The following is a 24,377-nucleotide window of genomic DNA, read 5'->3' as shown; positions in this document are numbered from 1 at the left end:
AATTGATATAACGATATGATTTCATACATAAAGAAAATTGCGGAGGAGTTAACTATTTCGCAAAAACAAGTGGGTACGACATTAACCTTGCTTGATGAAGGGGCAACAGTGCCCTTTATAGCGCGCTATAGGAAGGAAATGACTGGAAGTCTGGATGAAGTACAAGTTGCTGCAATCAGGGACAGGGCGGAGCAATTAAGGGAACTTGATAAAAGAAGGCAGGCGATCCTGAAGTCTTTAACAGAATTGAATAAATTGGATACTGCGCTGGAAAAGAGGATCCTGGAGGCCCGGACATTAGTGGAACTGGAGGATTTGTATTTGCCATATCGCCCCAAGAGGAAGACCAGAGCCAGCATGGCAAGGGAAAAGGGCTTGCAGCCGTTGGCGGATTGGTTGCTGGAGCAACAAAACCTGGATGTTTCCAAAGAAGCTTTAAAGTTTATAAATGAAGAGAAGGGCGTTGCATCAGAAATTGATGCACTTGCTGGTGCGAGAGATATTATTGCCGAACATATCAATGAGCATGCGGATGCAAGGGCGCAAATCAGGCGTCTTTATCTAGAAAAGGGAGAGTTTATCTCTAAGGTTATTGAAGGTAAAGAAGAAGCAGGGAGTAAATACAAGGATTATTTTGACTGGAAAGAAACGGTTAAGGCTGCTCCCTCACATCGGATCCTGGCTATGCGAAGGGGAGAAAAGGAACTGTTCCTTACCCTGAATGTTTTGCCTCCTGAAGAGGATGCCGTAGCTTCATTGGAGCGGTTGTTTCTGAAGAATAGATCAACGGCCGCCGATCAGGTTAAGCTTGCCTTGACGGATAGTTATAAACGGTTACTTAAACCTTCTATGGAAACAGAAATCAGGCTCTTTACTAAAAAACAGGCCGATGAAGAAGCTATTAAAGTGTTCGCTGAAAATGCGAAACAGCTCTTATTGTCTGCTCCTTTAGGACAAAAGAAGATTCTGGCTATCGACCCTGGGTTTCGTACAGGGTGTAAGGTAGTATGTTTAGATGAGCAAGGTAAACTGCTTTATAATAATGCAATATACCCTCATACCGGAGCTAATGGTTTAATTGAATCGAAGAAATTAATTGTCAAATTGATCGCAGATTATGCTATTGACACCATCGCTATAGGTAATGGAACGGCTGGTAGGGAAACAGAGGAGTTTATAAAAAACCTTCAGCTTCCCAATGTAAGTATCATCATGGTTAATGAAAGTGGAGCTTCTATTTACTCTGCTTCCGATGCCGCCAGAGAAGAGTTTCCTGATAAGGACATTACTGTAAGGGGTGCCGTTTCTATTGGTAGAAGATTGATGGATCCCTTGGCTGAGCTGGTTAAAATAGATCCTAAATCAATTGGCGTGGGTCAATATCAGCATGATGTGGACCAAAGTAAATTACAAAGTTCCCTGGATGATACGGTGATTAGTTGTGTGAATGCTGTGGGAGTAGAACTCAATACGGCTTCGAAGCAGATTCTGGCTTACATCTCTGGATTGGGTCCTCAGATTGCTAAGAATATTGTGGAGTATAGGGAGACAAATGGGGCATTTAAAAAACGATCCGAGCTTAAAAAGATACCCCGTTTAGGGGAGAAGGCCTATGAGCAGGCAGCAGGTTTTCTAAGGATCCATGAGGCGAAGAATCCGCTCGATAGTAGTGCTATTCATCCGGAACGCTATGCTTTAGTGGAACAAATGGCCGCTGATTTAAATTGCACCATTCATGATCTGATCAAAGAGGATAAACTGCGCCAGCAGATCCGTCCCGAAAAATACATGAATGATTCTATCGGATTGCCTACGATTCAGGATATCCTGGAGCAGCTGGCAAAACCGGGAAGGGACCCCAGGCAGCAGTTTGAGGCGTTCAGCTTTACCGATGGAGTTAATAATATGAATGATCTGAGGGTAGGGATGGTTCTGAGTGGGATTGTGACCAATATTACCAGTTTTGGTGCCTTTGTCGATATTGGAGTGCATCAGGACGGATTGGTTCATTTAAGTCAGCTATCAAACCGTTTCATTAAAGATCCAAATGAGATAGTGAAGGTTCATCAAAAAGTGCAGGTGAAGGTTACGGAGGTCGACAGCGCAAGAAAAAGAATCGCATTATCGATGAAAGTGGAAGAAAGTGTAATGAAGCAGGAAAAGCGTATTCCTGAGGCCAAAAAGCAATCTGATAAAACTAATGATAAACCTCAGGTTGGGTTTCAGGATCAGTTGAATGCGCTGAAAAATAGGTTTTCTTAAGTAGCAGCTTCTCAATGTTAAATTAGTATGAAATATTTATTTTTTTGTGAGAACAAATCATTCCTATCAATGGTTAATAAAACATGGAAACGGATATGAATAGTATCGAAGCACAAGCAGTAAAATGCTACAATTTCTTCATTAGTCTTTTTGATAATGGAGAATTCAACGAAATTGTTGTTACGAAAGGCCTGGATGGCTACACCATGAAAATGGACAATGATACCTATTTGGGGACTTTGACGCAGAATAGTGATCATTCCTGGAATTTAGTAAATGGTCGGATTCCCGCTTATCTGGTTAGTCAGATTACACGTAACATGGATAGAAAATTGAATAATTAAGCATTTTCCTTATCAGCTATGGTTTTATATAACTGATAAGGAAAACCTTTGCCCTGTCTATTAGACTATTTATTTTAAGTTTAAGAACATTTAGTACGAATACAAATATGTCATCTTTAAATTGTTGATCTTTCCCATTTTACCCAATACATTATCCAGATTACCCTTTCTTATTTCAAGTTCCATTGCACAGTCATTATCAAACTCCTGGTTCAGTATATTGATCTCAAAGTCTTTAATTATTCGCATGACCGAATTCACATCGATGTATCCAAATTCAAAACGATATACATCGATCAGACTTTTATTTATAATCACTGCATTGTTTAATGCCTCAATAGCAGCATTTTTATAGGCATGAATTAATCCCGGTATCCCAAGCAGAGTTCCTCCGAAATAACGCACTACTATAATTAAAACGTTTGTTACATCGAAAGAAAGGAGTGTGTTAAGAATAGGACGAGCGGCACTGCCCGAAGGTTCCCCATCATCATTTAGCTTAAATATCGACCGATCCGTTGTAAATCTGACCGCCCAGCAGTAATGCCTGGCTTTTGGATGTAAGGAACGAATACTAGCAAGGTGGATTTTTACGTCTTCTTCCGTGCGTACAGGGAAAGCAAATCCGAGAAACTTACTTCCTTTATCGCGGAATATTCCTTCGCCCTGCTGGCCTAACGTTTTATACGTATCATCAAACAACATAACTGCAATGATAAGTAAAAGCAGGAACGAATAGAAGAGTAAGGCTATTTCTAATCAATTCTTTAATTTAATAGAAAATAATAATCAATGAAACATTATCTTTATACTAATTGTCGTAACTTATTGTAAAGCAATTTGATATAAATTTATTTTGTACATTCTATTTGCACTTAAGCCGTATTTTAATAAGAATTAATTAACTTCTCAGCTCTTCAGATGAATAAAAAATTTTGCAAAGTGCTCAAACCTTTTAATTTTGTTATCTAACAAGTAAAGTAATTAATGAAACTCAGCCAAAAAGAAGCAATATTTGCTAGTGAGGTGGTCACGCGATTTGAGTTATACAATAGCTTATTTCTAACTCTTCCTTTTTACCGTGTTAAACACACAGGAACATTATTACCATTTTTCACATCCCATTGTGAAGACAGTGTAAAGCAGAATATTGCGCCATCAGATATCATTGAAAGCTTCTTTGGTCAGTATGAGCAATATGTTCAAGCGGCAGATCGTTACGATTTGCTATTCCGTTTTATTCAATATATTGAAAGGCAGGTCGTATTGTTTGACGCAATTGAAGATTCTGCATTTCAAAAGACGCATAGTTCAGATGAGATAGAATCGCTGGCTGCTTTACTTCAGCAGGCATCTTCCAATCCGTCGATGAAAGCAGATATCAGGAAAGCTTTGGAAGAATTTTCCTTGCGCCTGGTACTAACAGCTCATCCAACTCAATTTTATCCAGGAAGGGTATTGGCAATTATTACCGATCTGACCGTAGCCCTTAAAACGAATGAATTAAATAGCATCCACTTGTTGTTACAACAATTGGGTAAAACGCCATTCTTTAATAAATCTAAACCTACTCCTGTTAATGAAGCGACTAGTTTAGCCTGGTTTCTGGAGAATGTATTTTATAAAGTGGTTTCCAGTATTCAGAGGAAGGTAGAGGATGAGTTTGAAACGCCAATCTTTAACGCACATCAACTAATCGAGCTAGGTTTCTGGCCCGGTGGCGATAGAGACGGAAACCCAAACGTAACCTGCGAAAGCACGAAGGCTGTTTCTGAACTACTTAGGGAATTCTTATTCCGCTGTTACTACCGGGACTTTCGTGTATTGAAACGCAGAGTAACTTTCAGAGGGGTTGAAGTGTACATGGAAAGACTTCAGCAACTGTTTTATGAAAATAGTTTCATAAAATCTGTAGAACCTATTGACTTACAGGATGAAATCCTTTCTAATTTAAACTCCATTAAAGAGGTTCTGGTTAGAGTGCATGATGGTTTGTTTGTCGATGTGATAGACGACCTGAGTTATAAAGTTAAATTGTTTGGTTGTTACTTTGCGTCACTGGATATTCGTCAGGATAGCCGTGTATTACGTAAGGCACATTTACAAATGAGAGCGACTATAAACAACCCTTACCCCGAAAACTACGATAGTCTTGCGGAAGAAGAGAAGTTAAAAATTATTCAGTTTACTGAAGAGGAAGGACCTTCAACTGGATTTTCTCCTTTGAGTGACGATACGTTTCAAACGATCAGACTGATTAAGAAAATGCAATATGCAGGTGGAGAAAAAGCATCCCATCGATTTATAATCAGTAATTGCCAGGAGGCAACAGATATTCTGCAGTTAATAAACCTCTTTTTGTGGAGTGGATGGCAAAAGGACAACCTGAGCGTTGATTTTGTTCCCCTGTTTGAAACTGTTGAGGACTTATCTCTGGCAGGTTCAGTAATGGAAAGTCTGTACACGAATAAATATTATAAAGAACATTTAGCTAAAAGAGGCAATAAGCAAACGATTATGCTTGGCTTCTCCGATAGTACTAAGGATGGGGGATATCTCATGGCTAACTGGTCTATCTACAAAGCAAAGATTGAGTTAACTACTATTGCCCTTGAGCATGGCATTAAGCTGGCTTTCTTTGATGGCCGTGGTGGACCTCCCGCACGTGGTGGTGGCAAAACACACCGTTTTTATGCCACTATGGGTAGTGAAATTGCCCACGAGCATATTCAACTTACCATTCAAGGACAAACAATCAGTAGTCAATATGGCTCATTTGATACCGCTTATTTCAATATAGAGCAAATGGTGAACGCGGGTATCGTGTCTGCATTGGATACCGGGGATAAGAATAAACTATCTCCTGCGCAAAAGACATTGATGGACAACATGGCTGAAACGAGTCATAAAACATTTGTTGCCCTGAGGGAAGATCCGCTGTTCCTGCGTTACCTGGAACAATTTAGTCCCCTCAAATTACTTGCGCATATTAATATCAGCAGTCGCCCTATAAAAAGGGAATCAGCGGGTGAACTAAAACTTGAAGATTTAAGAGCGATCAGCTTTGTAACATCATGGAGTCAGCTTAAACAAATGATTCCAGGGTTCTATGGTGTGGGATCTGCACTTAAAAAAGCCAAAGAAGACGGTGTTTGGGAGGATGTTAAGCGTTTATATGAAACATCAGGCCAGTTTAAAACGATGATGGACAATTGCAATATGTCGATGTCTAAAGTTAATTTCAACATTACTGCTTTCCTTGCCAATGATAAAGTATACGGCACTTTTTGGAAAAAACTAAAGAATGAATATGATTTAACCACGTCGTTAATCATGGAACTCACCGGAACCACTGTTTTAATGGAACAATACCCGGTAGAACGTCGCTCTATAGCATTAAGGGAACGAATTGTGCTTCCTTTAGTAATTATTCAGCATTATGCGCTACAACAATTGGAGCTGCACAAGGATGATGAAGCGAAAGTTAAAATATTCAATAAATTAATCATCCGCACGGTTTATGGTATCGTAAACGCAGGAAGGAATCTGGCTTAAAGGCAACTATGACATATTGTTTGGCAATAAAGGTAAGGGAAGGTTTGGTAGCTATTGCCGATACACGTATTACGTCTGGTACAGATACTACGGTTAAAAAAAAATTGTATGTGGATCAAAAAGAGAAACATTCAATTTTTATTATGACTAGCGGACTGAGGTCTGTTCGGGATAAAGCGATTATCTATTTCCGCGAACTTGTAGAAGAAGGAGCGGAGTTCAACAAGTTATACAAAGCGGTGAATGCCTTCGGGCAACAGGTACGACGCGTTTCTGAAGAGGATAAAGTTCCGCTCGAGAAGGCAGGTTTTAAATTCAACTTAACGACTATTATAGGTGGTCAGTTAAAAGACGATGAAGAGCATAAACTCTTTTTATTATATGCCGAAGGAAACTGGGTAGAGCTCGATCAGGGCTCTCCCTTTGTAATAATTGGCAATTCAGGTCCCGGAAAGCCTATCTTAAACAGAACATTAAATGATCAATCGTCCATGAGAGAAGCTTTAAAAGGAGGTTTTCTTTCTTTTGACTCGACTAGAATGAGTACAAATGATGTGGATTTCCCGATAGATGTGGTGCTTTATAATAAAGATAGTTTCGCTATTACCGAATACCGGTATGAAAAGAAAGACCTTGAGCATATTACAGCACAGTGGGCTGATGAATTAAAAGCAGCACTCCACCGGATTCCTGAAGACTGGATGGAACCCGCCTTTGAAAAACTAAATGCAACTAAAGATTGTCAGGAGAAAATCGATCTATGAAGTTTAAGGTATCGTCCCAATTAGCCTATCAGTTCAACTCCCCGGGAACATTAATCCTAAACATTCATGCACTCAAAACTCCAGATCAAACCGTACTGGAAGAGCTTCATCAAGTTGAACCTTATTTTAAGTCACAGGAATTAGTATCAGCTAATGCTGAGAATAGGTTTATCAGGGTCGAAATTGACAAACCTTCCCCTGTTCGTATTAAATACGAAGCCCTCGTAGAAAATGTAACTGCTTCAATACCAGCATCGGAACTCTATGAAGTACAAGTAAAAGATATGGATGCCCTGGTGCTATCTTATTTAAACCCAAGCAGGTATTGCCAGTCTGATAAACTCTATCGCTTGGCAAACAACATGTTCGGCTATATTGATGGTGCTTTTAACAAGGTTTTGGCACTTACCGACTGGATTTATTACAATGTGGAATATTTAAGTGGATCCACTAACTCGCAGACCTCTGCTTATGATACCGTAACGGAACAGGCTGGGGTATGCCGTGACTTTGCACACTTAGGGATCGCCTTATGCAGGGCGCTAACTATTCCCGCCAGGTATTTCACCGGATACTCTTACAAACTCAGCCCTCCAGATTTTCATGCCTGCTTTGAAGCTTACTTAGGGGGGAAATGGATCATTTTTGATGCGACTAAATTATGTCCGTTAAATGGTCTGGTTAAAATTGCTACAGGAAGAGATGCTGCAGATACTGCTATTGCCAGCATATTTGGCGATGTAATATTTAACTCTATTCAAGTAGGATGTGAAATAGCAGATGAAAATTTTGTTTCCTTTCAATACGATAAGGCTGATCTGAAGGGCCTGTCTTATCTCTAAAAAATAGTATTAAATTATAAGTAGTCTAATCTGTTCGTTGTGAAATGAAAAGATATATAACCTTTATAGGAGTGGCACTCATCACGATGGTGTTTGCCTCTCTTTTATATTTAAAGTTCAGAAAACTGGATGATTTTGAACCCCAGATAAAAGGAAAACTGCAAAAGCTTGTACATGATGCCTCCAAAGGCCTCTATAGGCTGGATATAGAAAAAATAAATGCCGATATCGTCGGTTCTAAGGTGATTTTGAGCAATGTGAGCCTCAAATATGATTCACTTGTCTACGTGAAGCTCAGGGTGGCCAAACAAGCTCCTGCGGATGTATTTAACATTCATCTAAATTCCCTTGCACTAGATGGAATAAGTCCGGAAGACCTAATCCGGAAAAAGGATATCCATTTGAACATTCTTTTAATAGAAAAACCGGTTGTACACGTATACCATCATCAGCTTGATTATGAACGCCCTAAAAAGGAAACCAGCGTTTATGATGTGGTTCACAAGGAAATTGGGAGCTTTGCATTGAATTCACTTGATCTCAAACATGTGGAATTTATTTATCATCATGTGGCATCCAAAGTGCAAACCAGCTTCAAAGATTTAAACGTCAGCTTGAAAGATATTCTCATCGATTCCAATACTCAATCTGATACTTCACGGTTTTTATATGCTAAAGACGCTACCCTATCTTTAAAGGATTTTAAACATAAAACTGCCGATAGTCTGTACAATTTTAAGCTGGACAGTATCACCATCCTGGCTGCAAAAAATGAGGTGCAGATTCAGTCGCTCAGGATGGAACCCCGGGTTAATAAGGCCAACTATCCTAAAGTGCTAAAGTCCAGGAAAGACCGGTTTGATATCTTAATTCAGCACGTCGTTTTAGAAAATATAAACTGGTGGGCATTGCTTGCCGATGAAGGGATGTATATCGACCATGCCTTCCTCTCTAAAGGCAAGATCGAAGTGTATAGCGATCGTACCATTCCGAGTAATAAAAGTAAGCTAGGCAATTATCCGCATCAGCAATTATTTAAATCAGACCTGCCTATTGGGGTTAAAAAAATTGATGCTACTAACTTTGATATTACCTTTATTGAACGAAGTCCGGAGACGATGAAAACCGGACAAATCGACTTTGTCAACACCGCTGCCACCCTGACAAACGTCACCAATATTCCGTCCTGGATTAAGAAAGATGAGCTACTTAAGATAGATGCCACCACACGTTTTATGAATGAAGGTAAATTAAAGACCAGTTTTCGTTTTAATCTCAAACGCCAGAAAGAGGGTGTATTTACAGTTTTTGCAGATATGGGCCCTATGTCGGGCCTCAAGCTGAATAAGGCCACCATCGGATTAGCAGCCGTTGAGATCAAGCAAGCTAATATCACTCATCTAACGGTAGATATAAGTGCAAATAATGTGGAGGGAAGAGGGAAAATATTAGTAACTTATTCTGATCTTAAAGTGGATGTGTTAAAAAAAGACAACAATGGTAAGTTCAAAAAGCGTGGTTTGATTACCTTTATAGCAAATAACTTTAAAATTAAACGGGAGAATCCGAAGAAAGGCAAAAAAGCCGAACCAGTGGATGCTTATTACAAAAAGCCACCTGAAAAATCGTTTTTTGCTCTAATCTGGAAAACGATTTTTGCAGGAGTCAAGGAGTCTGCTGGATTATAATTGAATTTAAATAAATTAAAAAAATGAGCCAACCAATCATTACAGGAATCATGTCGTATGGCATGTCGGGAAAGGTATTTCACGCTCCTTTTATCCATTCAAATACACACTTTCAGTTACGGGGCGTTACTGAAAGGACAACCAAGAAAGTGAAGGAGGTCTATCCTGATGTAATCAGCTACGATACCATTGAGGAGCTGCTTGCTGATCATAAAATAGAGTTAATTATTGTCAATACTCCCAATAACACCCATTACGAATTCGCCAAAAAGGCATTGGAGGCAGGGAAACATATTTTGGTGGAAAAACCTTTCGCTGCCAGTTCAGAACAAGCAATGGAACTGTTCGAATTGGGCCGGTCAAAGGGATTAAAGGTGCTGGTATACCAAAACAGAAGATGGGATTCGGATTTTAACTCCGTAAAATCAGTATTGGAAAGCGGTAAACTAGGTACCCTGATCGAGATCCATTTTCGTTATGACCGATATAGAAGTGAGATTAGTAAAAAGTCGTTCAAGGAATTGCCTTTGCCGGCAAGTGGCTTAACGTACGACCTTGGCCCCCATTTGGTAGACCAGGTGATTAGTTTGCTGGGTAAACCGGAATCATTCCAAAAGTCTACAGGGGTTTTTAGAAAAGGTTCACAGGTAGATGACTATGTTAATTTTCATTTTAAGTATCCCGGGAGTCTGAATGTTTTTAGTACAGCGAGTCTACTAACCGCAGCACCTTTACCTGCATTTGTGATCCATGGCACGAAGGGTACATATATCAAATCGCGATCTGACGTTCAGGAAGATCAGTTACTGGCAGGAACTTCGCCTACAGTGGTAGATTATGGGGTTGAAAAGGAGGGAGCGGAAGGTCAGTTGACCACTATTAACGATGCAGGTAAAGCTATAGTAGAATACATTCCATCCTTAAAAGGCAATTACAGCCGTTTATTTGATGCAATCTACAATACGATCCGTAAAGATGTTCCTTATCCGATCGCTGAAAATGATATCATTCTGCAAATGCAGATCCTTGAATCTAAATAAAATATACATCCCTGCATTTTATCTTTGTAACAGATTGTATATATTTCTATAATGACTCTATAAATAGTCCATGATAAGTCCATGTTTTAGTACTAATACATGGACTTATCATGGATTTAATATACTTTCATGTTAAATTAGATAAGATTTATATAAGAGTTTTATATTAGAATGAATTAGTGTGAACAATTAACACATTAAAGATGTTACCCGTAAATTAATCCATTTTGACATGAAAAAGCTATCTCCTGTACTTCTTTTTGTGGCTTTAATAGTCACAAGCTGTAGCAACAATTCATCCTCAACCAATCAGGAAGGATCTGATAGTACTGCTCAAAATTCGTCACTGGACCGTAAAGACACTAAGTTTTTAAATAAAGCAGCTAATTCTTCCATGATGGAGTTTGAACTCAGTAAGATGGCATTGGCAAAATCAAGGAATGAACGAATTAAATCATTTTCTTCTATGCTGATGAATGATCATACGAATGCTGAAGAAGAACTAAGGACGATTGCCAGTCAGAAAGGCCTTACGTTGCCCACTTCATTATCTGCAGGCAGTATGAAAGAGGTAGACAAATTGCAAACCAAAGAAGGAGTACAGTTCGACAAGGATTTTATTAAAGTTGTTCTTTCATCGCACCGGAAGGCTGTGAGAGATTTTAAAGAGGCAACAGAAGATACTGAGGACTCGGATGTGAAAGATTTTGCCTCCCGAACACTGCCTATATTAAATATGCATCTTGATTCAGCTAATGCTATAAATAAGGTTGTAAAAACATTCGTAGAGCCCAATAACATTACAGAAGGAATGAAAATTAATCCTTTAAAATAGGACCTATTCTGCCACAGGAGGCGGTACAAGGAGAGTTAAACAGGAAGATATTATTTCAGCCTGTATTTCTCTTACTTTTCCTATTATTTCGCCGTCAATTTGCAAGGTAGTTGATTTGGAAGCATGAATGTGTAATTTGCTGCAACTGTAAACCTGTACATATTCGGAGGTATGGAGGTTATTTGTAAACATCTTCCAGGCGATCGATAGAAGCTTAATCCTTGGAAAGGGTTTTACTACGACGAGTTCAAATTTGCCATCATCAATTTTTCCAATGGGGTTAATTACAGCACCAGTTCCATATTTTGATGCATTGGCAAAGGTTAACGATACGGCATGAAGTTTAATCTTTTTGCCGTCTATCGTGATGATAAACTTGTTTTTCTTGATTAGGAAGACCTCTCTGAAAAGGTATTTTGCGTAAATCCAAATACCTCTTTCCGGATCTTCCTCAAAGCGCTTCACAATCCGGGCATTTAAACCTACATCGGCTAAGTGAATGCAAATTTTATTATTGATTTTCAATACATCAATATGCTGCTCAACTCCATCTGTGAGTAAGCTAAGGGCGTAATCTATTTTATTGCCAATTTTAAGTTCACTGGCCATTCCATTTGCTGATCCGGTAGGGATTATAAGCAGCGGTAAAGGAGTCTTGTGAATTAATGAGGCAATCAGGTTAATCGTTCCGTCTCCACCTGCAGCGGCAAGTACATCGGGTTTATAGAGATTGATTTTTTTAAGAATTTCTTTTTCTAAAATAGGATCCGGGAGGTCGTAAATTTGGTATTCATAGTTTTTATTTTCAGCGTCTGACTGAATAATGGTTTTAAGATTATCTTCCAGACGGCTCCCTGATTTGGTATTGACTACAAATAAAACTTTCACAGCTTGATACGTTATGTTCGACGACGTTGATGTTTTTATAACTGATCCTTAACCTCTAACAGAAACTTCTTTAACTTTTCCAGGGAATCAATTACTTTCTGATTCTCTTTAATTTCAGTTTTGTTTGTTTTTAGGTGGTCCTTTGCGCCAGACAGGGTGTAACCTTTATCTTTCACTAAGTGAAAAATTATTTTAAGATTTTCAACGTCTTCCGGGGAGAACAACCTATTGCCTTTTTTGTTCTTTTTAGGTTGGAGGATTTCAAATTCACGCTCATAAAATCTTATCTGTGAGGCATTAACCTGAAACATTTCAGTAACTTCCCCCATGGTGTAATAGAGTTTGGTGATTTCTCTCTCTTTGTATGGCATATACAAATGTAGTACGATTTAGTAATATTTGATAGGAGTTTTGCCGAATTATGAATTGTGATATTTCAAAATCCAAATCTGCTATTAACTTTGCAAGTAAATAAGTATAGGATGACAACGAAGGAAATCAGAAATGGATTTTTAGATTTTTTTGCAGGGAAGGGACATCAGGTAGTGCCATCTGCGCCAATTGTGGTAAAGAACGACCCTACATTGATGTTTACCAATGCGGGAATGAACCAGTTTAAAGATATATTTCTTGGTGAAGCAGCCGTAAAATATCCCCGTGTGGCTGATACGCAACGCTGTTTGAGGGTTTCGGGTAAACATAATGACCTGGAAGAAGTAGGAATCGATACCTATCACCATACGATGTTCGAAATGCTGGGAAACTGGAGTTTTGGTGACTATTTTAAAGAGGACGCCATTGCCTGGAGTTGGGAATTGCTGACTAAAGTGTATGGCATAAACGAAAATCAAATATATGTTACTGTATTCCAGGGAGATGAAAAGGAAGGCTTGCCTAAAGATCAGGAAGCTTACGATTTCTGGAAGAAGTGGATTGCAGAAGATCGCATCCTGCTTGGTAATAAGAAGGATAATTTTTGGGAAATGGGCGATACAGGACCATGCGGACCTTGTTCAGAAATCCATGTGGACTGTCGTCCTGATGAGGAGCGTGCTTCAGTAGATGGCAAAACGTTGGTAAATGCCGATCATCCACAGGTAATTGAAATTTGGAATAATGTATTCATGCAGTTTAACAGGCTCAAAGACGGTTCTCTACAAACGCTTCCGGCGCAACATGTGGATACAGGAATGGGACTGGAGCGACTGGTACGGATTCTTCAGGGTAAATCATCCAACTACGATACGGATGTATTTCAACCGCTAATTTCGTTTATTTCTAAGGAAAGCGGTATCCCGTATCATCAGGGAGAAAGTTTAGCTAAAACTGATATTGCCATGAGGGTGATGTCTGACCATATTCGTGCTATTGCATTCGCGATAGCAGACGGTCAGTTGCCTTCAAATGTGAAAGCTGGATATGTGATCAGAAGAATACTTCGACGGGCTGTGCGGTACGCATATAGCTTCCTAGAATTTAAAGATCCATTTATCAATAAACTGGTACCTATTTTGGCTGAGCAGTTTGAAGGGGTGTTTCCTGAGTTGAAGGCGCAGCAGGATTTTGTACAGAAGGTGATTCTGGAAGAGGAGATTTCATTCTTAAGAACTCTTGCAGCAGGGATACAGCGTTTTGAAAAATATAGTTCTACGGATCAGGTAGTTGAAGGCAACTTTGCTTTTGAGTTGTACGATACCTTTGGATTTCCTATTGACCTGACTGATCTGATGGCGCGTGAAAATGGAATGACCGTTGATATGGAGGGTTTTTCTAAGGCCTTAGAAGCTCAGAAGGCTCGTTCAAGAGCTGCAACTGTTGTTGATACGTCGGATTGGATTATAGTTAACCAGGGTGATTCAAATGAGTTTTTAGGGTATGACCAGGCAAACTCACCTGCTTGGATTTTGAAGTATAGAAAGATTTCAGCAAAGGGAAAAGAACAGTTTCAGCTGGTTTTAGACCGAACACCGTTTTATGCAGAGAGTGGCGGACAGGTGGGTGATACAGGCGTATTAGTTGCTGAAGACGGACAGCAGATCCTGATTACAGATACCAAGAAGGAAAATGCGTTATTTATCCATTTTACGGATGAACTTCCTTCTTCATTAAACCTGGAAGGGGGCTTTACTGCGGTTGTAGATGCCGATAGGAGGACTTCTATCAAGAGTAATCATTCGGCTACACATCTTTTGCAGGCGGCTTTGCGCCAAGTGCTGGGTACGCATGTACAACAAAAAGGCTCGCTGGTTAATGCAGATACTTTGCGGTTTGACTTTTCGCACTTTGCAAAGGTTACGGATGAGGAGTTGGCGCAGGTTGAGGCAATAGTCAACCAAAAGATCAGGGAAAATATTTTTCTGAAAGAAGAACGAAATGTTCCTATTCAGGATGCTGTTAAAAGAGGCGTAACGGCCTTATTTGGCGAGAAATACGGTGAATTTGTACGGATTATAACTTTTGATGATGCCTATTCAAAGGAACTTTGCGGAGGCCTGCATGTTCAGGCAACTGGTGAAATAGGTTATTTTAAAATAGTTTCGGAGAGTGCTGTTGCTGCTGGTGTGAGAAGAATTGAAGCAATAACAGGTCTGCGGGCAGAGCAGTACTTTATTGACCAGACTCATCTTTTGAACCAGATCAAGGCACTATTAAAAAACCCAAAAGATCTTTCCAGGTCAATCGAATCTTTGTTGGAGGAAAACTCCCTCTTAAAAAAGGAGATCGAGAAAAGTGTATTTGAACGTGTAGCGAACCTGAAAGATGAGTTAGCGGCCAAAGCTGAAAATATTAATGGGATTAATTTTATTGCACAGCGTATTGACTTTGCTCATCCTGATGCGGTAAAAAACCTTGCCTTTTCCTTAAAGGAGATAGTGGAGGACTTATTCCTTGTTCTTGCTTCGGAAGAAGCTGGTAAACCTGGTCTAACAGTCATCATTTCAGATAATTTGGTAAATACCAGGGGTTTGAATGCAGGTAACATTGTTCGTGAATTAGCTAAAAATATTCAGGGTGGAGGCGGTGGTCAACCTTTTTACGCAACTGCCGGTGGTAAGGACAGTTCGGGTTTAGATAAAGCAATCTTACAGGCAAAGGAGCTGATTAGTAAAGTTTAAAGTTTTATAATTAAGTATATTTTCGAATCCTCAAAATTAAATAGCTGTATGGCTTATATTTTGAGGGTTTTTTTATTCTATCCTGTTTTTAAGAAAGATTTTGATTTTATAAAAGGAACAGGTTGCTCAAGATAATTTGAAACTATATCATGGAGCTGAACAAACACATTCAATGCGTATACTGCCCGTTTTTGATCGTTATTTTTCGCTTCCTTAAAATACCTTCTGACATGGACCATGTAGCAGATCAAGGTGAAATCTTCGTTTACGGCAAGAGTCTCAAACAATGGTATTCGTCCAAGTATAGATAGGTCAGTTATATCGATCTGAAAGAAGGTTTGGATTAGTTCAGTCTATGGGATGTTATCTTTGGTTTACTGCCAGAGAAAAATTAACAATAGCTAATATCAATTAATTGATTTAATAATAAACGCGGTTCTCCGGTTTAATTGTCTGCCTGTTTCTGTAAGGTTATCTGCTATAGGGCTGCTTTTTCCATATCCTTTATAGCTTAATCTGGATGAATTTATTTTGTTACTGATCAAATAGTTATAAACTTCTTTAGCGCGATTTTCTGAAAGTAATAAGTTAATTTTATCGGTACCGACGTTATCGGTGTGACCATTTATTTCAATGCTCACTGTTGCATTTTCATTTAGAAAACGAATCAATATAGCTAGGTCAGATTTGGATTCCGGCAGTAAGCTATACTTATCGGTGTCAAAGAATATGTTCTTTAATGTGGCTTCTTCCTGTACCTTAATAGGTTTCAGTTTTACATCTAGAATAAAAGGTGCTCGATCATTCTGAGTTTCCAATGCTAAATTTTCAGAGTATACCATATATCCTTTTTTGAATATAGTCAGTGCATATTTAGAATCCTGAGGTAAGGTGGCCAGGAATTTTCCATTATTGTCTTCGTCATCTTCAAATGCTGGCTTTCCAGTTTTAAGATCGACTATCGTAACCTGTGCAGATAATGCCTTTTGGGTATCAAAATCAGTGATGCTACCCTTTACGTAGGTTACTTTTTTAGGTTTGAATGCATCATTCAATTTGAATGAATAGATATCCATACCGCCATAACCACCTTTAATATCTGAGGAGTAGTAGGCTGTATTTCCATCAGTGCTTACCATAAACCCACTTTGTTCTTTGGCTGTATTGATGGGGTATCCCAGATTTGTGGGTTGCTTCCATTGTCCGCTATCTTCCTGTACGCTCATAAATATGTCCTGCTTCCCTAATCCAGGCCAACCTTCGGATGAAAAATAGAGGGTTTTATTGTCGGGATGTATATATGGTGAATGCTCATCATAAGGGGTATTGATATTTGGACCCAGGTTTTTGGGTTCAGACCACTCTCCGTCAGGTTTGAGTTCTGCACACCAAATGTCATTACCTCCATAGCCTCCTTTTCTGTTGCTTACAAAGTAGAGCCTTTTGCCATCTGCGTTAAGTGCAGGTTGCGATTCCCAGGACTCTGTATTTAATGGTGAACCGGGATTATAGGTAACACTCCAGTCTTTACCATTCTTTTTGCTGAGGTATATATCGCAGCTTCCTTGTCCGTCGGGCCGGTTGCAAGCAGTAAAAAATAAGTAAACACCATCAGGAGAGATGCATTGAGCACCTTCATTGTAGGACTCTGTATTGATATTGGAGCTTAACGAGGTAGCAGGTTTCCACCCTTCTGAAGTCTTTTCACTTTCATAAAAATCCTCATTGTTTTTGGTTCGCCTGGTAAATATAATTTGTTCATTATCGGCAGTAATGCTGGGAAAATACTCTTGGTTAGGGGTGTTGATACTAGCACCCAGATTGATGGGATCAAAAGGAACGGGCTTGCGGACTGCATTCATCCCGTACCTGCAGTCCTGAATATATTTCTCTATTTGTAATTTGCTTTTGTCTGTCAGTTTGGGCGATTGGGCATATTTAGTAAACCAAGGCAATGCTTCGGCGTAGTTGCCGCTGTAGAAATTGCTAATAGCAAGGCCATAAAAGGTTAACGAATTAAAGTTCGGGTCTATCTTAAGCACTGATTCATAGCTTGCCTTAGCCTCTGTATAGGCTTCAGTAAGCCGGTATATATCACCTAATTGCTGGTAAGCTGATGCGAAGTGAGGATCTTCCTGTACTGCTTTTTGCAGCAGCGTAATCGCATTGCTGTATTGTTTTTTACGAATATGCGAGCCTGCCTGCTCATAGGCTTGCTTAGCGGAACGAACTTGTGTGATTTCTGGTTGCTGCGCATCTATCGTCAGGCTATATAAGACGAAGAATCCTGTTAATAAAAGCTGATGCGAATAGAACATTTCACCTAATATAGGAGAGTTATTTTACATATAGTTAATGAAGAATTAATTTCATATGTTCTCATATCCTGGCAGTAGCTGTAGGGCTGATTTTCATTAGCCGGAATGATGCTTTAAAATTACCAGACAGTACCTGTAGAATGGGAAGCTACACCTTTTGAAGGATCATTTCCCACTAAGGAATGTTCAGGAATTTGTGGGTTTGCAGAGAAATCTCCCATCTTGGGTTTTCTTTCACGTAATCAATAATCAAAGGGATGATTTCCTTCGACTTAGACCACTCGGGCTGTAGATAAAGCTTGCAGCCTTCTGAAACCAGGTCCGCATGAGTTTCCGCCCAGGCAAAATCGCTTTTGTTAAACACGATTACTTTAAGTTCTCCGGCATGTGGGTAAATAGAAGAATCAGGTGATTTGAATTTCTTTGGAGATAAACAAATCCAGTCCCAGAAGCCTGATAAAGGGTAAGCACCTGACGTCTCCACAAAGGTTTTAATGCCTTTGTTCTGAAGTTCAGAGGTCAGATAATCAAGATTATACATTAAGGGTTCCCCACCTGTAATCACTACGGTCTTTCCGGGGTACTTTTTCGCATTGGCTACAATTTGATCTACTGGGGTAAGGGGATGAATTGATGCATCCCAGCTTTCTTTGACGTCGCACCAATGGCAACCTACATCACAACCTCCAAGCCTAATAAAATAGGCTGCTTTTCCACTATGGTAACCTTCGCCCTGTATGGTGTAAAACTCCTCCATTAATGGGAGTAAGGTTCCGTCTTCCGGTACTTTTTGAATCATTTTATTGTTAAGGCTGCAAATGTACTTATTGAAATAAAAGATATAGGCAGTGAAATGTCATTATTATTTTAGTAATGGCGATCCTAGTAAAGTAGACCTTATTTAGATATTCAGGATAACTTAGATATTCATCTATTTATAAGTTGATTGAAGTGATTTTGCTTAATCAAATTGGCTGAACTATATAATAGTATACTATATTGTTGTTTTGTTACACTTAATCAAACCAGCGGAAAGTTAGAATACGTTACCTTGTTTTTGGTTTCTTAAGCTCAATCAAACAAAGGGAACGTAACTTATTATTAGTCTTCCAAGCTCAATCAACCCAAATCCATTAGAGGTAATAGAAGTTTTCCAAGTATCCCTGCTTCTAAAATAAATTAAGGATAGATCTCTTTTTTAGCAGAGGCTAATGTATTTTTCAATAAACCAACAATCGTCATTAATCCAACTCCCCCTGGTACAGGTGAAATCCAGGATGTTTTAGGTGCTACATTTTCAAAGTCTACATCACCATATAACTTAAATCCCGATTTAGTCTTAGTTGATACCTCTGTGTTAATACCTACATCAATAACTACAGCTCCTGGTTTGACCATGTCTTCCGTAATGAAGTTCTTTTTGCCAATTGCTGCAATAATAATATCTGCAGACCGGACAACATCTTTCAGGTCTTTGGTGCGACTATGTGTTAGCGTTACTGTACAATTGCCCGGGTAATCATTTCGGGCCATGAGGATACTAATGGGACTGCCTACTATGTTACTTCTGCCAACTACCACACAATGTTTTCCTGATGTCTCTATTTTATATTCTTCGAGCATCATCAGAATGCCATAAGGAGTCGCCGGAACAAAGCAAGGAAGGTTTCGCATCATTCTTCCCAGGTTAACGGGATGGAAACCATCAACATCTTTTCTAAAATCAATTGCTTCTGTAACTTTTTCAGGGTCAATATGTTTAGGTAATGGTAACTGAACAATCAGTCCATCTACTTCTTCGTCCTTATTGATTTCTTTAATCTTAGCTAATAGTTCAGATTCAGTTACGGAATTATCGTAACGGTAGAGGGAGGATTTAAATCCAACCTTCTCACAGTTCCTCATCTTACTGGCAACGTAAGTTTCACTTCCACCATCATGACCCACTAAAATGGCAACAAGATGGGGTTTCCTGCCAAGGATTGCCAATACTCCGGCAGCCTCAGCTGTTATTTCTTCTTTAAGTTTTTCGGATACGAATTTACCGTCTAATAACTGCATGGTTCAATTATAGAAATGTGCTGAATTTAATATGATCTAGTCTAATTTAAGTACGGCCATAAATGCGGATTGAGGAATCTCTACATTTCCAACCTGGCGCATTCGCTTCTTACCCTTTTTCTGTTTCTCAAGCAGCTTACGCTTACGTGAAATATCACCACCATAACATTTAGCAGTAACATCTTTTCGTAGTGCCTTTACTGTTTCACGGGCAATTACTTTAGCACCAATTGACGCCTGTATAATAATCTCAAACTGTTGTCTTGGGATAAGCTCTCTCAGTTTTTCGCAGATGCGCTTTCCGAAGTCATATGAATTTGCCCGGTGAATCAATGAGGATAAAGCATCAACAGGCTCACTGTTTAAGCGGATATCCAATCGAACCAGGTCTGACTTTCGGTAACCAATCTGATGGTAGTCAAATGAGGCATATCCTTTGGAAATAGTTTTCAGTCGGTCGTAGAAGTCAAATACAATTTCTCCCATCGGAAGTTCAAAGATCAACTCCACACGATCTGAGGTTAGGTAAGATTGATTGATGATGATTCCTCTTTTTTGAATGCAAAGGGACATGATCGGACCAACGAATTCTGATTTTGTAATGATGTTCGCTTTTATATAAGGCTCTTCAACAGAATCTATCTTACTTGGATCGGGAAGATCCGAAGGATTATTAACGTGAACTACTTCCTGACGGGTGGTATGCGCAATATAGGATACGTTGGGGACTGTCGTAATTACAGTCATGTCGAATTCCCGTTCCAGTCTTTCCTGAATGATCTCCATATGGAGCATGCCAAGAAATCCGCAACGGAAACCAAACCCTAAAGCGGCAGATGATTCAGGTTCAAATACAATAGAGGCATCATTTAGCTGAAGCTTGTGCATGCTTTCGCGCAACTCTTCAAAGTCGTCAGTATCCACTGGATATATTCCTGCAAATACCATGGGTTTTACTTCTTCAAAACCTTGAATGGCATCAGTAGAGGGACGATCAACCTTAGTGATCGTATCACCCACTTTAACTTCACGGGCTTCTTTGATTCCAGAGATGATATATCCTACATCACCTGTCCTTACTACATCCCTTGGTTCCTGATTGAGTTTCAAAATTCCAACCTCATCTGCAATATATTCCTTGCCTGTAGCAATGAATTTAACTTTATCACCCTTTCTAATTTCTCCATGCACAACCTTGAAATAGGCAATGATACCACGGAAAGAGTTAAATACAGAGTCAAATATTAATGCTTGCAACGCACCTGTTTCATTTCCTTTAGGAGCAGGAACGCGGCTTACAATCGCTTCCAGTATTTCATGAACGCCTAGTCCGGTTTTACCCGAAGCCGGTATGATGTCCTCTCTCTTGCAACCTATAAGTTCGATGATCTGATCTTTCACTTCTTCAGGCATTGCTCCCGGAAGATCCATTTTATTTAAGATGGGAATAATTTCCAGGTCATGCTCCAGAGCCAGATAAAGATTAGAGATAGTTTGAGCCTGAATTCCCTGAGAAGCGTCTACTATTAATAAGGCGCCTTCGCATGCAGCGATAGAACGGGAAACTTCATATGAAAAGTCGACGTGTCCCGGTGTATCAATCAGGTTAAATATGTAGTCTTCGCCATTAAGGCTATAGTTCATTTGTATGGCATGGCTCTTTATCGTGATTCCTCGTTCACGTTCCAGATCCATATTGTCAAGCAATTGAGCCTGCGCGTCACGCTTGCTGATGGTATTAGTATATTCTAATAACCGATCGGCCAAAGTACTCTTGCCATGATCGATATGTGCAATGATGCAAAAATTACGGATATTCTTCATTCGTAGTGCAAAGATAATTGATTGATGTTACATTTTCGTCAGATGTGACAGAAAGGCGTATAAACTCGTAAAAGGGCCTAATTATAAGAATTAGCGCTGCGAAATTATATTTTGTTTTATTTGTAACTTAATGTTAATGAACATATTGTATTATATTAAATCAATCATCACTTCATGTAGGTATAAAATAGAGTGAGTTTAGAGCTACAATGGCCAAATTAAATTCTGATTTGTGAATTAATCTACTATAATATAATGTTTTATATTAAGATAGGTAAATGATTAGTTTAATGCTATTTACTAGGTTTCATATCGATGCCATGTGTTTGAAAAGTCATCATTCATCCTTTCAAACCTGCTTACTACGGTAGAAATGAACTCTTCATCCAACAGTTCAAAGACTCCGTTTAAGCCATTCAATAAATCTATTTCAGCTAATTTATAGGTTTGCTCCAGATTTCCTTTCTCAAATTTAATGATGAATTTACTGTTCATTGAAAAAATGGTAATCTTACAATCCGGTCTGGGTAACTCAGCAACTACTCGCATAAATCAAAGATATGTATATTTAGATGATGTTCTCCAAAGGATCTTTCCCGGATAATGCACCCATGCTTTTGATGATTTTAAACCTCGCAAAAAGCTCTTCACTATACCAGTTTTCCTCTCTTGTCTTTTTGATTACTTCTCTATGCTCTGCAGATCCATAAGCAAATGCTTTAACGTCTTCCGCAGATTGCCATACCGAAAATGTGGCTTGTTTATAAACTGGCGCTTCTCCAATACCAAAAGAAGTAATATACCCTTTTGCTTTAAGCATGAGCTGAGCTACAGGATCTACATTGGACCAAAATCCTTTCAATTTAGAAAGTCGTATAGTGGCGCGTGTTAACACGGCGATTGGACCATTGTAAGTAGTTTGATTGAAATCTTTTCCAAAAGGTGTTTGGTTATCCCAGGTGCCATGACTGATGAGCGGTTCACATAATACCGTCCATTTCTCCTGAGTGAAATTGGTCCACCAGCGACTTATAAAGGATTTAGAATAAAAGGCATCAAAGTCTTCCTGGTTTTTCCAAACTGCTAAAAGTGCCCATTGCTGCAAATCAGGAGAAAGATCAAACGTTCCATTGCGACCAGAGCCCATTAACCGATAGAAGGTGCATTTTTTATTTAAAGACATTGGAAGCCGGTGTATAGCCATGGCTAAAAAAGCAAAGGGAATATATCGACGGGGGTATCGGATTATAGTAAGAGAGACAATCATCAGGTTTTAAATAAATCTTAAGATTTGGTATAAAAATAGGCATAAAAAAAGGGCCGTAAAGCCCTTTTTAATATCATAATTCTAATTAAATAAATTTATTCACCAGAGATACCAAAACTAACTTTAGGAATATGTTTGTCTATTTCCCATCGGCCGGTTCCTTCTTCACCAATAACTTCGAATAACTCAAGAATTCTACGTGCAACATATTCCTCTTCCACTTGTTCTTTAAGGAACCATTGTAGAAACTGGAAGGTGACATAATCATTCGCCTTCTGACATCTGTCCGCAATTCGGTTAAAATTTGAAGTTACCTGAATCTCCTGTTGAAGTGCCATTTCAAATACTCCTTTAAAGGAATCAAATTCCTGAGGGATATTTATAACTTCGGGAGAAACTGCACTTCCTCCAAGATCATTTACGTATCGAAACAATTTAAGCATGTGCTCTCTTTCTTCTCCTGATTGTTTTTCCAGATAACCTGCGCTGTTATCATAACCATTCCGGTCGCACCATGAAGACATGGCAAGATATAAAGAAGAGGAATATGCTTCCACTTTGATTTGCTCGTTAAGTAAGGTTTCTATTTCTTCTGTAAGAGAAGTTCTTAATCTAAGAAGGTCTTTCATAGTCGTATACTTTTTATCTAATATACAAAATAAAAAGAAAATGTTTTAAAAGTGGGTTGGTATTTGTTATTTGGGGTAAGTCCAAATCCCTGTCAAGCAAATTGCAGCTGACTGGTTTTAAGAAGAGTATTAAGATGAAGGATAGTTTTTGCTCCTCCCAGAATGCGCTGTAAGCGGATTGTATCACTCATCGTTAATAGGAAACAGGTTTCCGTGTACAAAGGCATTAAAATAGCGATATCAGCATGTCGCGCAGTGTTTGATGCCATATCATGAAGATTTATTGCAAACACGCGTTTAGTGAAATCAATGAAATTAGTAGGTTTGAATGCAGTAAACCGCCCAGCATATTCCAATATGAAATGATTGGTTTGATCACATTGATAGATAGATCCAAATTCAGTTTTGAAAATCTCAATAAGATGAGTATTAATTTTGGCTTGCATTCCTGTATACATTAACACAAACTTACTATTAGTTTATAATTGATCCAAATAATAATAGCGCTTTTTTGTAATTATTCTAAATAAAAGTTTTAATTGAATGTTTTGTGGTTTTAAATGATGAGGCATTTACGTCTTACCTTCTTTTATCAGATAGTTTTAATTGAATGTTTCGTGGCTTTAAATGGGATATCACGCTTTTGAAGCTAGACAATATCAACAAAGATACATTATACTCAATGCTTTTGAGAGAAGCTTTGCTTTGGCTTTATTTTGCTAAACTTTTATGAAAGAGGAAAAAGAAGCTGTTTTTAAGAGCATGTATAAAAATCATTAAATAAATGTATCATGCCTATAAATCATCGGTCTACAGATTAAATTAGTTAAACAAATTACTAATTTTCAAATAGAAATCAATTTTTTAAAAAAATATCCTCAAAATACCAGCATATGATCATGGGCATGTTGAGGATATAAAATATTGATTACTAGCTTTCTGCA

The 24,377-nt window shown here is 38.8% G+C and carries 20 protein-coding genes; 9 read left to right on the top strand and 11 right to left on the bottom strand.

Going from position 1 to position 24,377, the window contains the following annotated elements; translation table 11 throughout:
* Positions 1–15 precede the first annotated feature (15 nt).
* A complete protein-coding gene (locus BFL47_RS14420) occupies positions 16–2,262 on the top strand; it encodes a Tex family protein (protein ID WP_069660503.1) in 2,247 nt (748 codons plus the stop codon).
* Positions 2,263–2,357: 95 nt separating this feature from the next.
* A complete protein-coding gene (locus BFL47_RS14415) occupies positions 2,358–2,606 on the top strand; it encodes a hypothetical protein (protein ID WP_131678168.1) in 249 nt (82 codons plus the stop codon).
* Between the two features lie 90 nt (positions 2,607–2,696).
* On the opposite strand, the gene BFL47_RS14410 is transcribed toward BFL47_RS14415, so the two are convergent.
* Positions 2,697–3,311: an IMPACT family protein gene (locus BFL47_RS14410; RefSeq protein ID WP_069660501.1), complete on the bottom strand. Its 615-nt coding sequence runs from the start codon at positions 3,309–3,311 to the stop codon at positions 2,697–2,699.
* A 282-nt stretch (positions 3,312–3,593) separates the two neighbouring features.
* Between BFL47_RS14410 and BFL47_RS14405 the strand changes: the two genes are divergently transcribed.
* From BFL47_RS14405 to BFL47_RS14380, 6 genes are all read left to right on the top strand, one after another.
* Positions 3,594–6,161: a phosphoenolpyruvate carboxylase gene (locus tag BFL47_RS14405; protein ID WP_069660500.1), complete on the top strand. Its 2,568-nt coding sequence runs from the start codon at positions 3,594–3,596 to the stop codon at positions 6,159–6,161.
* Between the two features lie 8 nt (positions 6,162–6,169).
* Positions 6,170–6,925, top strand: coding sequence for a peptidase (locus BFL47_RS14400; protein ID WP_069660499.1), 756 nt, complete (start codon positions 6,170–6,172; stop codon positions 6,923–6,925).
* Positions 6,922–7,767, top strand: coding sequence for a transglutaminase-like domain-containing protein (locus BFL47_RS14395; protein WP_069660498.1), 846 nt, complete (start codon positions 6,922–6,924; stop codon positions 7,765–7,767). The genes BFL47_RS14400 and BFL47_RS14395 overlap by 4 nt, the downstream gene beginning before the upstream one ends.
* A gap of 44 nt (positions 7,768–7,811) precedes the next feature.
* Entirely contained in the window at positions 7,812–9,455 is a 1,644-nt protein-coding gene (locus BFL47_RS14390) for an AsmA family protein (protein WP_139125827.1), read from the top strand.
* 23 nt (positions 9,456–9,478) lie between these two features.
* Positions 9,479–10,495 carry a Gfo/Idh/MocA family oxidoreductase gene (locus tag BFL47_RS14385; RefSeq protein ID WP_069660496.1) on the top strand — a complete coding sequence of 339 codons (1,017 nt, stop codon included), beginning with the start codon at positions 9,479–9,481 and terminating at the stop codon, positions 10,493–10,495.
* A 232-nt stretch (positions 10,496–10,727) separates the two neighbouring features.
* Complete coding sequence (locus BFL47_RS14380) at positions 10,728–11,330, top strand: DUF4142 domain-containing protein (protein WP_069660495.1); 603 nt, start codon at positions 10,728–10,730, stop codon at positions 11,328–11,330.
* 3 nt (positions 11,331–11,333) lie between these two features.
* On the opposite strand, the gene BFL47_RS14375 is transcribed toward BFL47_RS14380, so the two are convergent.
* Together BFL47_RS14375 and BFL47_RS14370 are read right to left on the bottom strand one after the other, a co-directional pair.
* Positions 11,334–12,218 carry a diacylglycerol/lipid kinase family protein gene (locus tag BFL47_RS14375; RefSeq protein ID WP_069660494.1) on the bottom strand — a complete coding sequence of 295 codons (885 nt, stop codon included), beginning with the start codon at positions 12,216–12,218 and terminating at the stop codon, positions 11,334–11,336.
* 35 nt (positions 12,219–12,253) lie between these two features.
* On the bottom strand, positions 12,254–12,589 hold the full coding sequence (locus tag BFL47_RS14370) for a MerR family transcriptional regulator (protein ID WP_016194627.1): 336 nt from the start codon (positions 12,587–12,589) through the stop codon (positions 12,254–12,256).
* 111 nt (positions 12,590–12,700) lie between these two features.
* On the opposite strand from BFL47_RS14370, the gene alaS reads away from it, so the two are divergent.
* Positions 12,701–15,334 (top strand): alanine--tRNA ligase, encoded by a 2,634-nt coding sequence (gene alaS / locus BFL47_RS14365; protein WP_069660493.1) that lies wholly within the window; start codon positions 12,701–12,703, stop codon positions 15,332–15,334.
* Positions 15,335–15,741: 407 nt separating this feature from the next.
* On the opposite strand, the gene BFL47_RS14360 is transcribed toward alaS, so the two are convergent.
* From BFL47_RS14360 to BFL47_RS14325, 8 genes are all read right to left on the bottom strand, one after another.
* On the bottom strand, positions 15,742–17,652 hold the full coding sequence (locus tag BFL47_RS14360) for an OmpA family protein (RefSeq protein WP_069660492.1): 1,911 nt from the start codon (positions 17,650–17,652) through the stop codon (positions 15,742–15,744).
* Between the two features lie 175 nt (positions 17,653–17,827).
* Entirely contained in the window at positions 17,828–18,451 is a 624-nt protein-coding gene (locus BFL47_RS14355; RefSeq protein WP_069660491.1) for a 7-carboxy-7-deazaguanine synthase QueE, read from the bottom strand.
* 380 nt (positions 18,452–18,831) lie between these two features.
* Entirely contained in the window at positions 18,832–19,713 is an 882-nt protein-coding gene (locus BFL47_RS14350; RefSeq protein ID WP_069660490.1) for a bifunctional 5,10-methylenetetrahydrofolate dehydrogenase/5,10-methenyltetrahydrofolate cyclohydrolase, read from the bottom strand.
* 36 nt (positions 19,714–19,749) lie between these two features.
* On the bottom strand, positions 19,750–21,537 hold the full coding sequence (gene lepA / locus BFL47_RS14345; protein WP_069660489.1) for a translation elongation factor 4: 1,788 nt from the start codon (positions 21,535–21,537) through the stop codon (positions 19,750–19,752).
* A gap of 300 nt (positions 21,538–21,837) precedes the next feature.
* Complete coding sequence (locus BFL47_RS14340; protein ID WP_083257200.1) at positions 21,838–22,032, bottom strand: hypothetical protein; 195 nt, start codon at positions 22,030–22,032, stop codon at positions 21,838–21,840.
* Between the two features lie 73 nt (positions 22,033–22,105).
* Entirely contained in the window at positions 22,106–22,741 is a 636-nt protein-coding gene (locus BFL47_RS14335; protein WP_083257197.1) for a DUF3291 domain-containing protein, read from the bottom strand.
* A 158-nt stretch (positions 22,742–22,899) separates the two neighbouring features.
* A complete protein-coding gene (locus BFL47_RS14330) occupies positions 22,900–23,433 on the bottom strand; it encodes a ferritin (RefSeq protein WP_069660486.1) in 534 nt (177 codons plus the stop codon).
* Between the two features lie 92 nt (positions 23,434–23,525).
* Positions 23,526–23,879, bottom strand: coding sequence for a hypothetical protein (locus tag BFL47_RS14325; protein ID WP_139125826.1), 354 nt, complete (start codon positions 23,877–23,879; stop codon positions 23,526–23,528).
* Positions 23,880–24,377 lie beyond the last annotated feature (498 nt).

It is taken from the genome of Arcticibacter eurypsychrophilus (assembly GCF_001730525.1).
Lineage (GTDB): Bacteria > Bacteroidota > Bacteroidia > Sphingobacteriales > Sphingobacteriaceae > Arcticibacter > Arcticibacter eurypsychrophilus.
This window is presented reverse-complemented; position numbering and strand designations above follow the sequence as displayed.

What these genes read in the sequence shown, in the direction of transcription:
- BFL47_RS14420 (WP_069660503.1), top strand. Translation starts at nt 16, where the DNA reads ATGATTTCATACATAAAGAAAATTGCGGAGGAGTTAACTATTTCGCAA.
- BFL47_RS14415 (WP_131678168.1), top strand. Translation starts at nt 2,358, where the DNA reads ATGAATAGTATCGAAGCACAAGCAGTAAAATGCTACAATTTCTTCATT.
- BFL47_RS14410 (WP_069660501.1), bottom strand. Translation starts at nt 3,311, where the DNA reads ATGTTGTTTGATGATACGTATAAAACGTTAGGCCAGCAGGGCGAAGGA.
- BFL47_RS14405 (WP_069660500.1), top strand. Translation starts at nt 3,594, where the DNA reads ATGAAACTCAGCCAAAAAGAAGCAATATTTGCTAGTGAGGTGGTCACG.
- BFL47_RS14400 (WP_069660499.1), top strand. Translation starts at nt 6,170, where the DNA reads ATGACATATTGTTTGGCAATAAAGGTAAGGGAAGGTTTGGTAGCTATT.
- BFL47_RS14395 (WP_069660498.1), top strand. Translation starts at nt 6,922, where the DNA reads ATGAAGTTTAAGGTATCGTCCCAATTAGCCTATCAGTTCAACTCCCCG.
- BFL47_RS14390 (WP_139125827.1), top strand. Translation starts at nt 7,812, where the DNA reads ATGAAAAGATATATAACCTTTATAGGAGTGGCACTCATCACGATGGTG.
- BFL47_RS14385 (WP_069660496.1), top strand. Translation starts at nt 9,479, where the DNA reads ATGAGCCAACCAATCATTACAGGAATCATGTCGTATGGCATGTCGGGA.
- BFL47_RS14380 (WP_069660495.1), top strand. Translation starts at nt 10,728, where the DNA reads ATGAAAAAGCTATCTCCTGTACTTCTTTTTGTGGCTTTAATAGTCACA.
- BFL47_RS14370 (WP_016194627.1), bottom strand. Translation starts at nt 12,589, where the DNA reads ATGCCATACAAAGAGAGAGAAATCACCAAACTCTATTACACCATGGGG.
- alaS (WP_069660493.1), top strand. Translation starts at nt 12,701, where the DNA reads ATGACAACGAAGGAAATCAGAAATGGATTTTTAGATTTTTTTGCAGGG.
- BFL47_RS14360 (WP_069660492.1), bottom strand. Translation starts at nt 17,652, where the DNA reads ATGTTCTATTCGCATCAGCTTTTATTAACAGGATTCTTCGTCTTATAT.
- BFL47_RS14355 (WP_069660491.1), bottom strand. Translation starts at nt 18,451, where the DNA reads ATGATTCAAAAAGTACCGGAAGACGGAACCTTACTCCCATTAATGGAG.
- BFL47_RS14350 (WP_069660490.1), bottom strand. Translation starts at nt 19,713, where the DNA reads ATGCAGTTATTAGACGGTAAATTCGTATCCGAAAAACTTAAAGAAGAA.
- lepA (WP_069660489.1), bottom strand. Translation starts at nt 21,537, where the DNA reads ATGAAGAATATCCGTAATTTTTGCATCATTGCACATATCGATCATGGC.
- BFL47_RS14340 (WP_083257200.1), bottom strand. Translation starts at nt 22,032, where the DNA reads ATGAACAGTAAATTCATCATTAAATTTGAGAAAGGAAATCTGGAGCAA.
- BFL47_RS14335 (WP_083257197.1), bottom strand. Translation starts at nt 22,741, where the DNA reads ATGGCTATACACCGGCTTCCAATGTCTTTAAATAAAAAATGCACCTTC.
- BFL47_RS14330 (WP_069660486.1), bottom strand. Translation starts at nt 23,433, where the DNA reads ATGAAAGACCTTCTTAGATTAAGAACTTCTCTTACAGAAGAAATAGAA.
- BFL47_RS14325 (WP_139125826.1), bottom strand. Translation starts at nt 23,879, where the DNA reads ATGCAAGCCAAAATTAATACTCATCTTATTGAGATTTTCAAAACTGAA.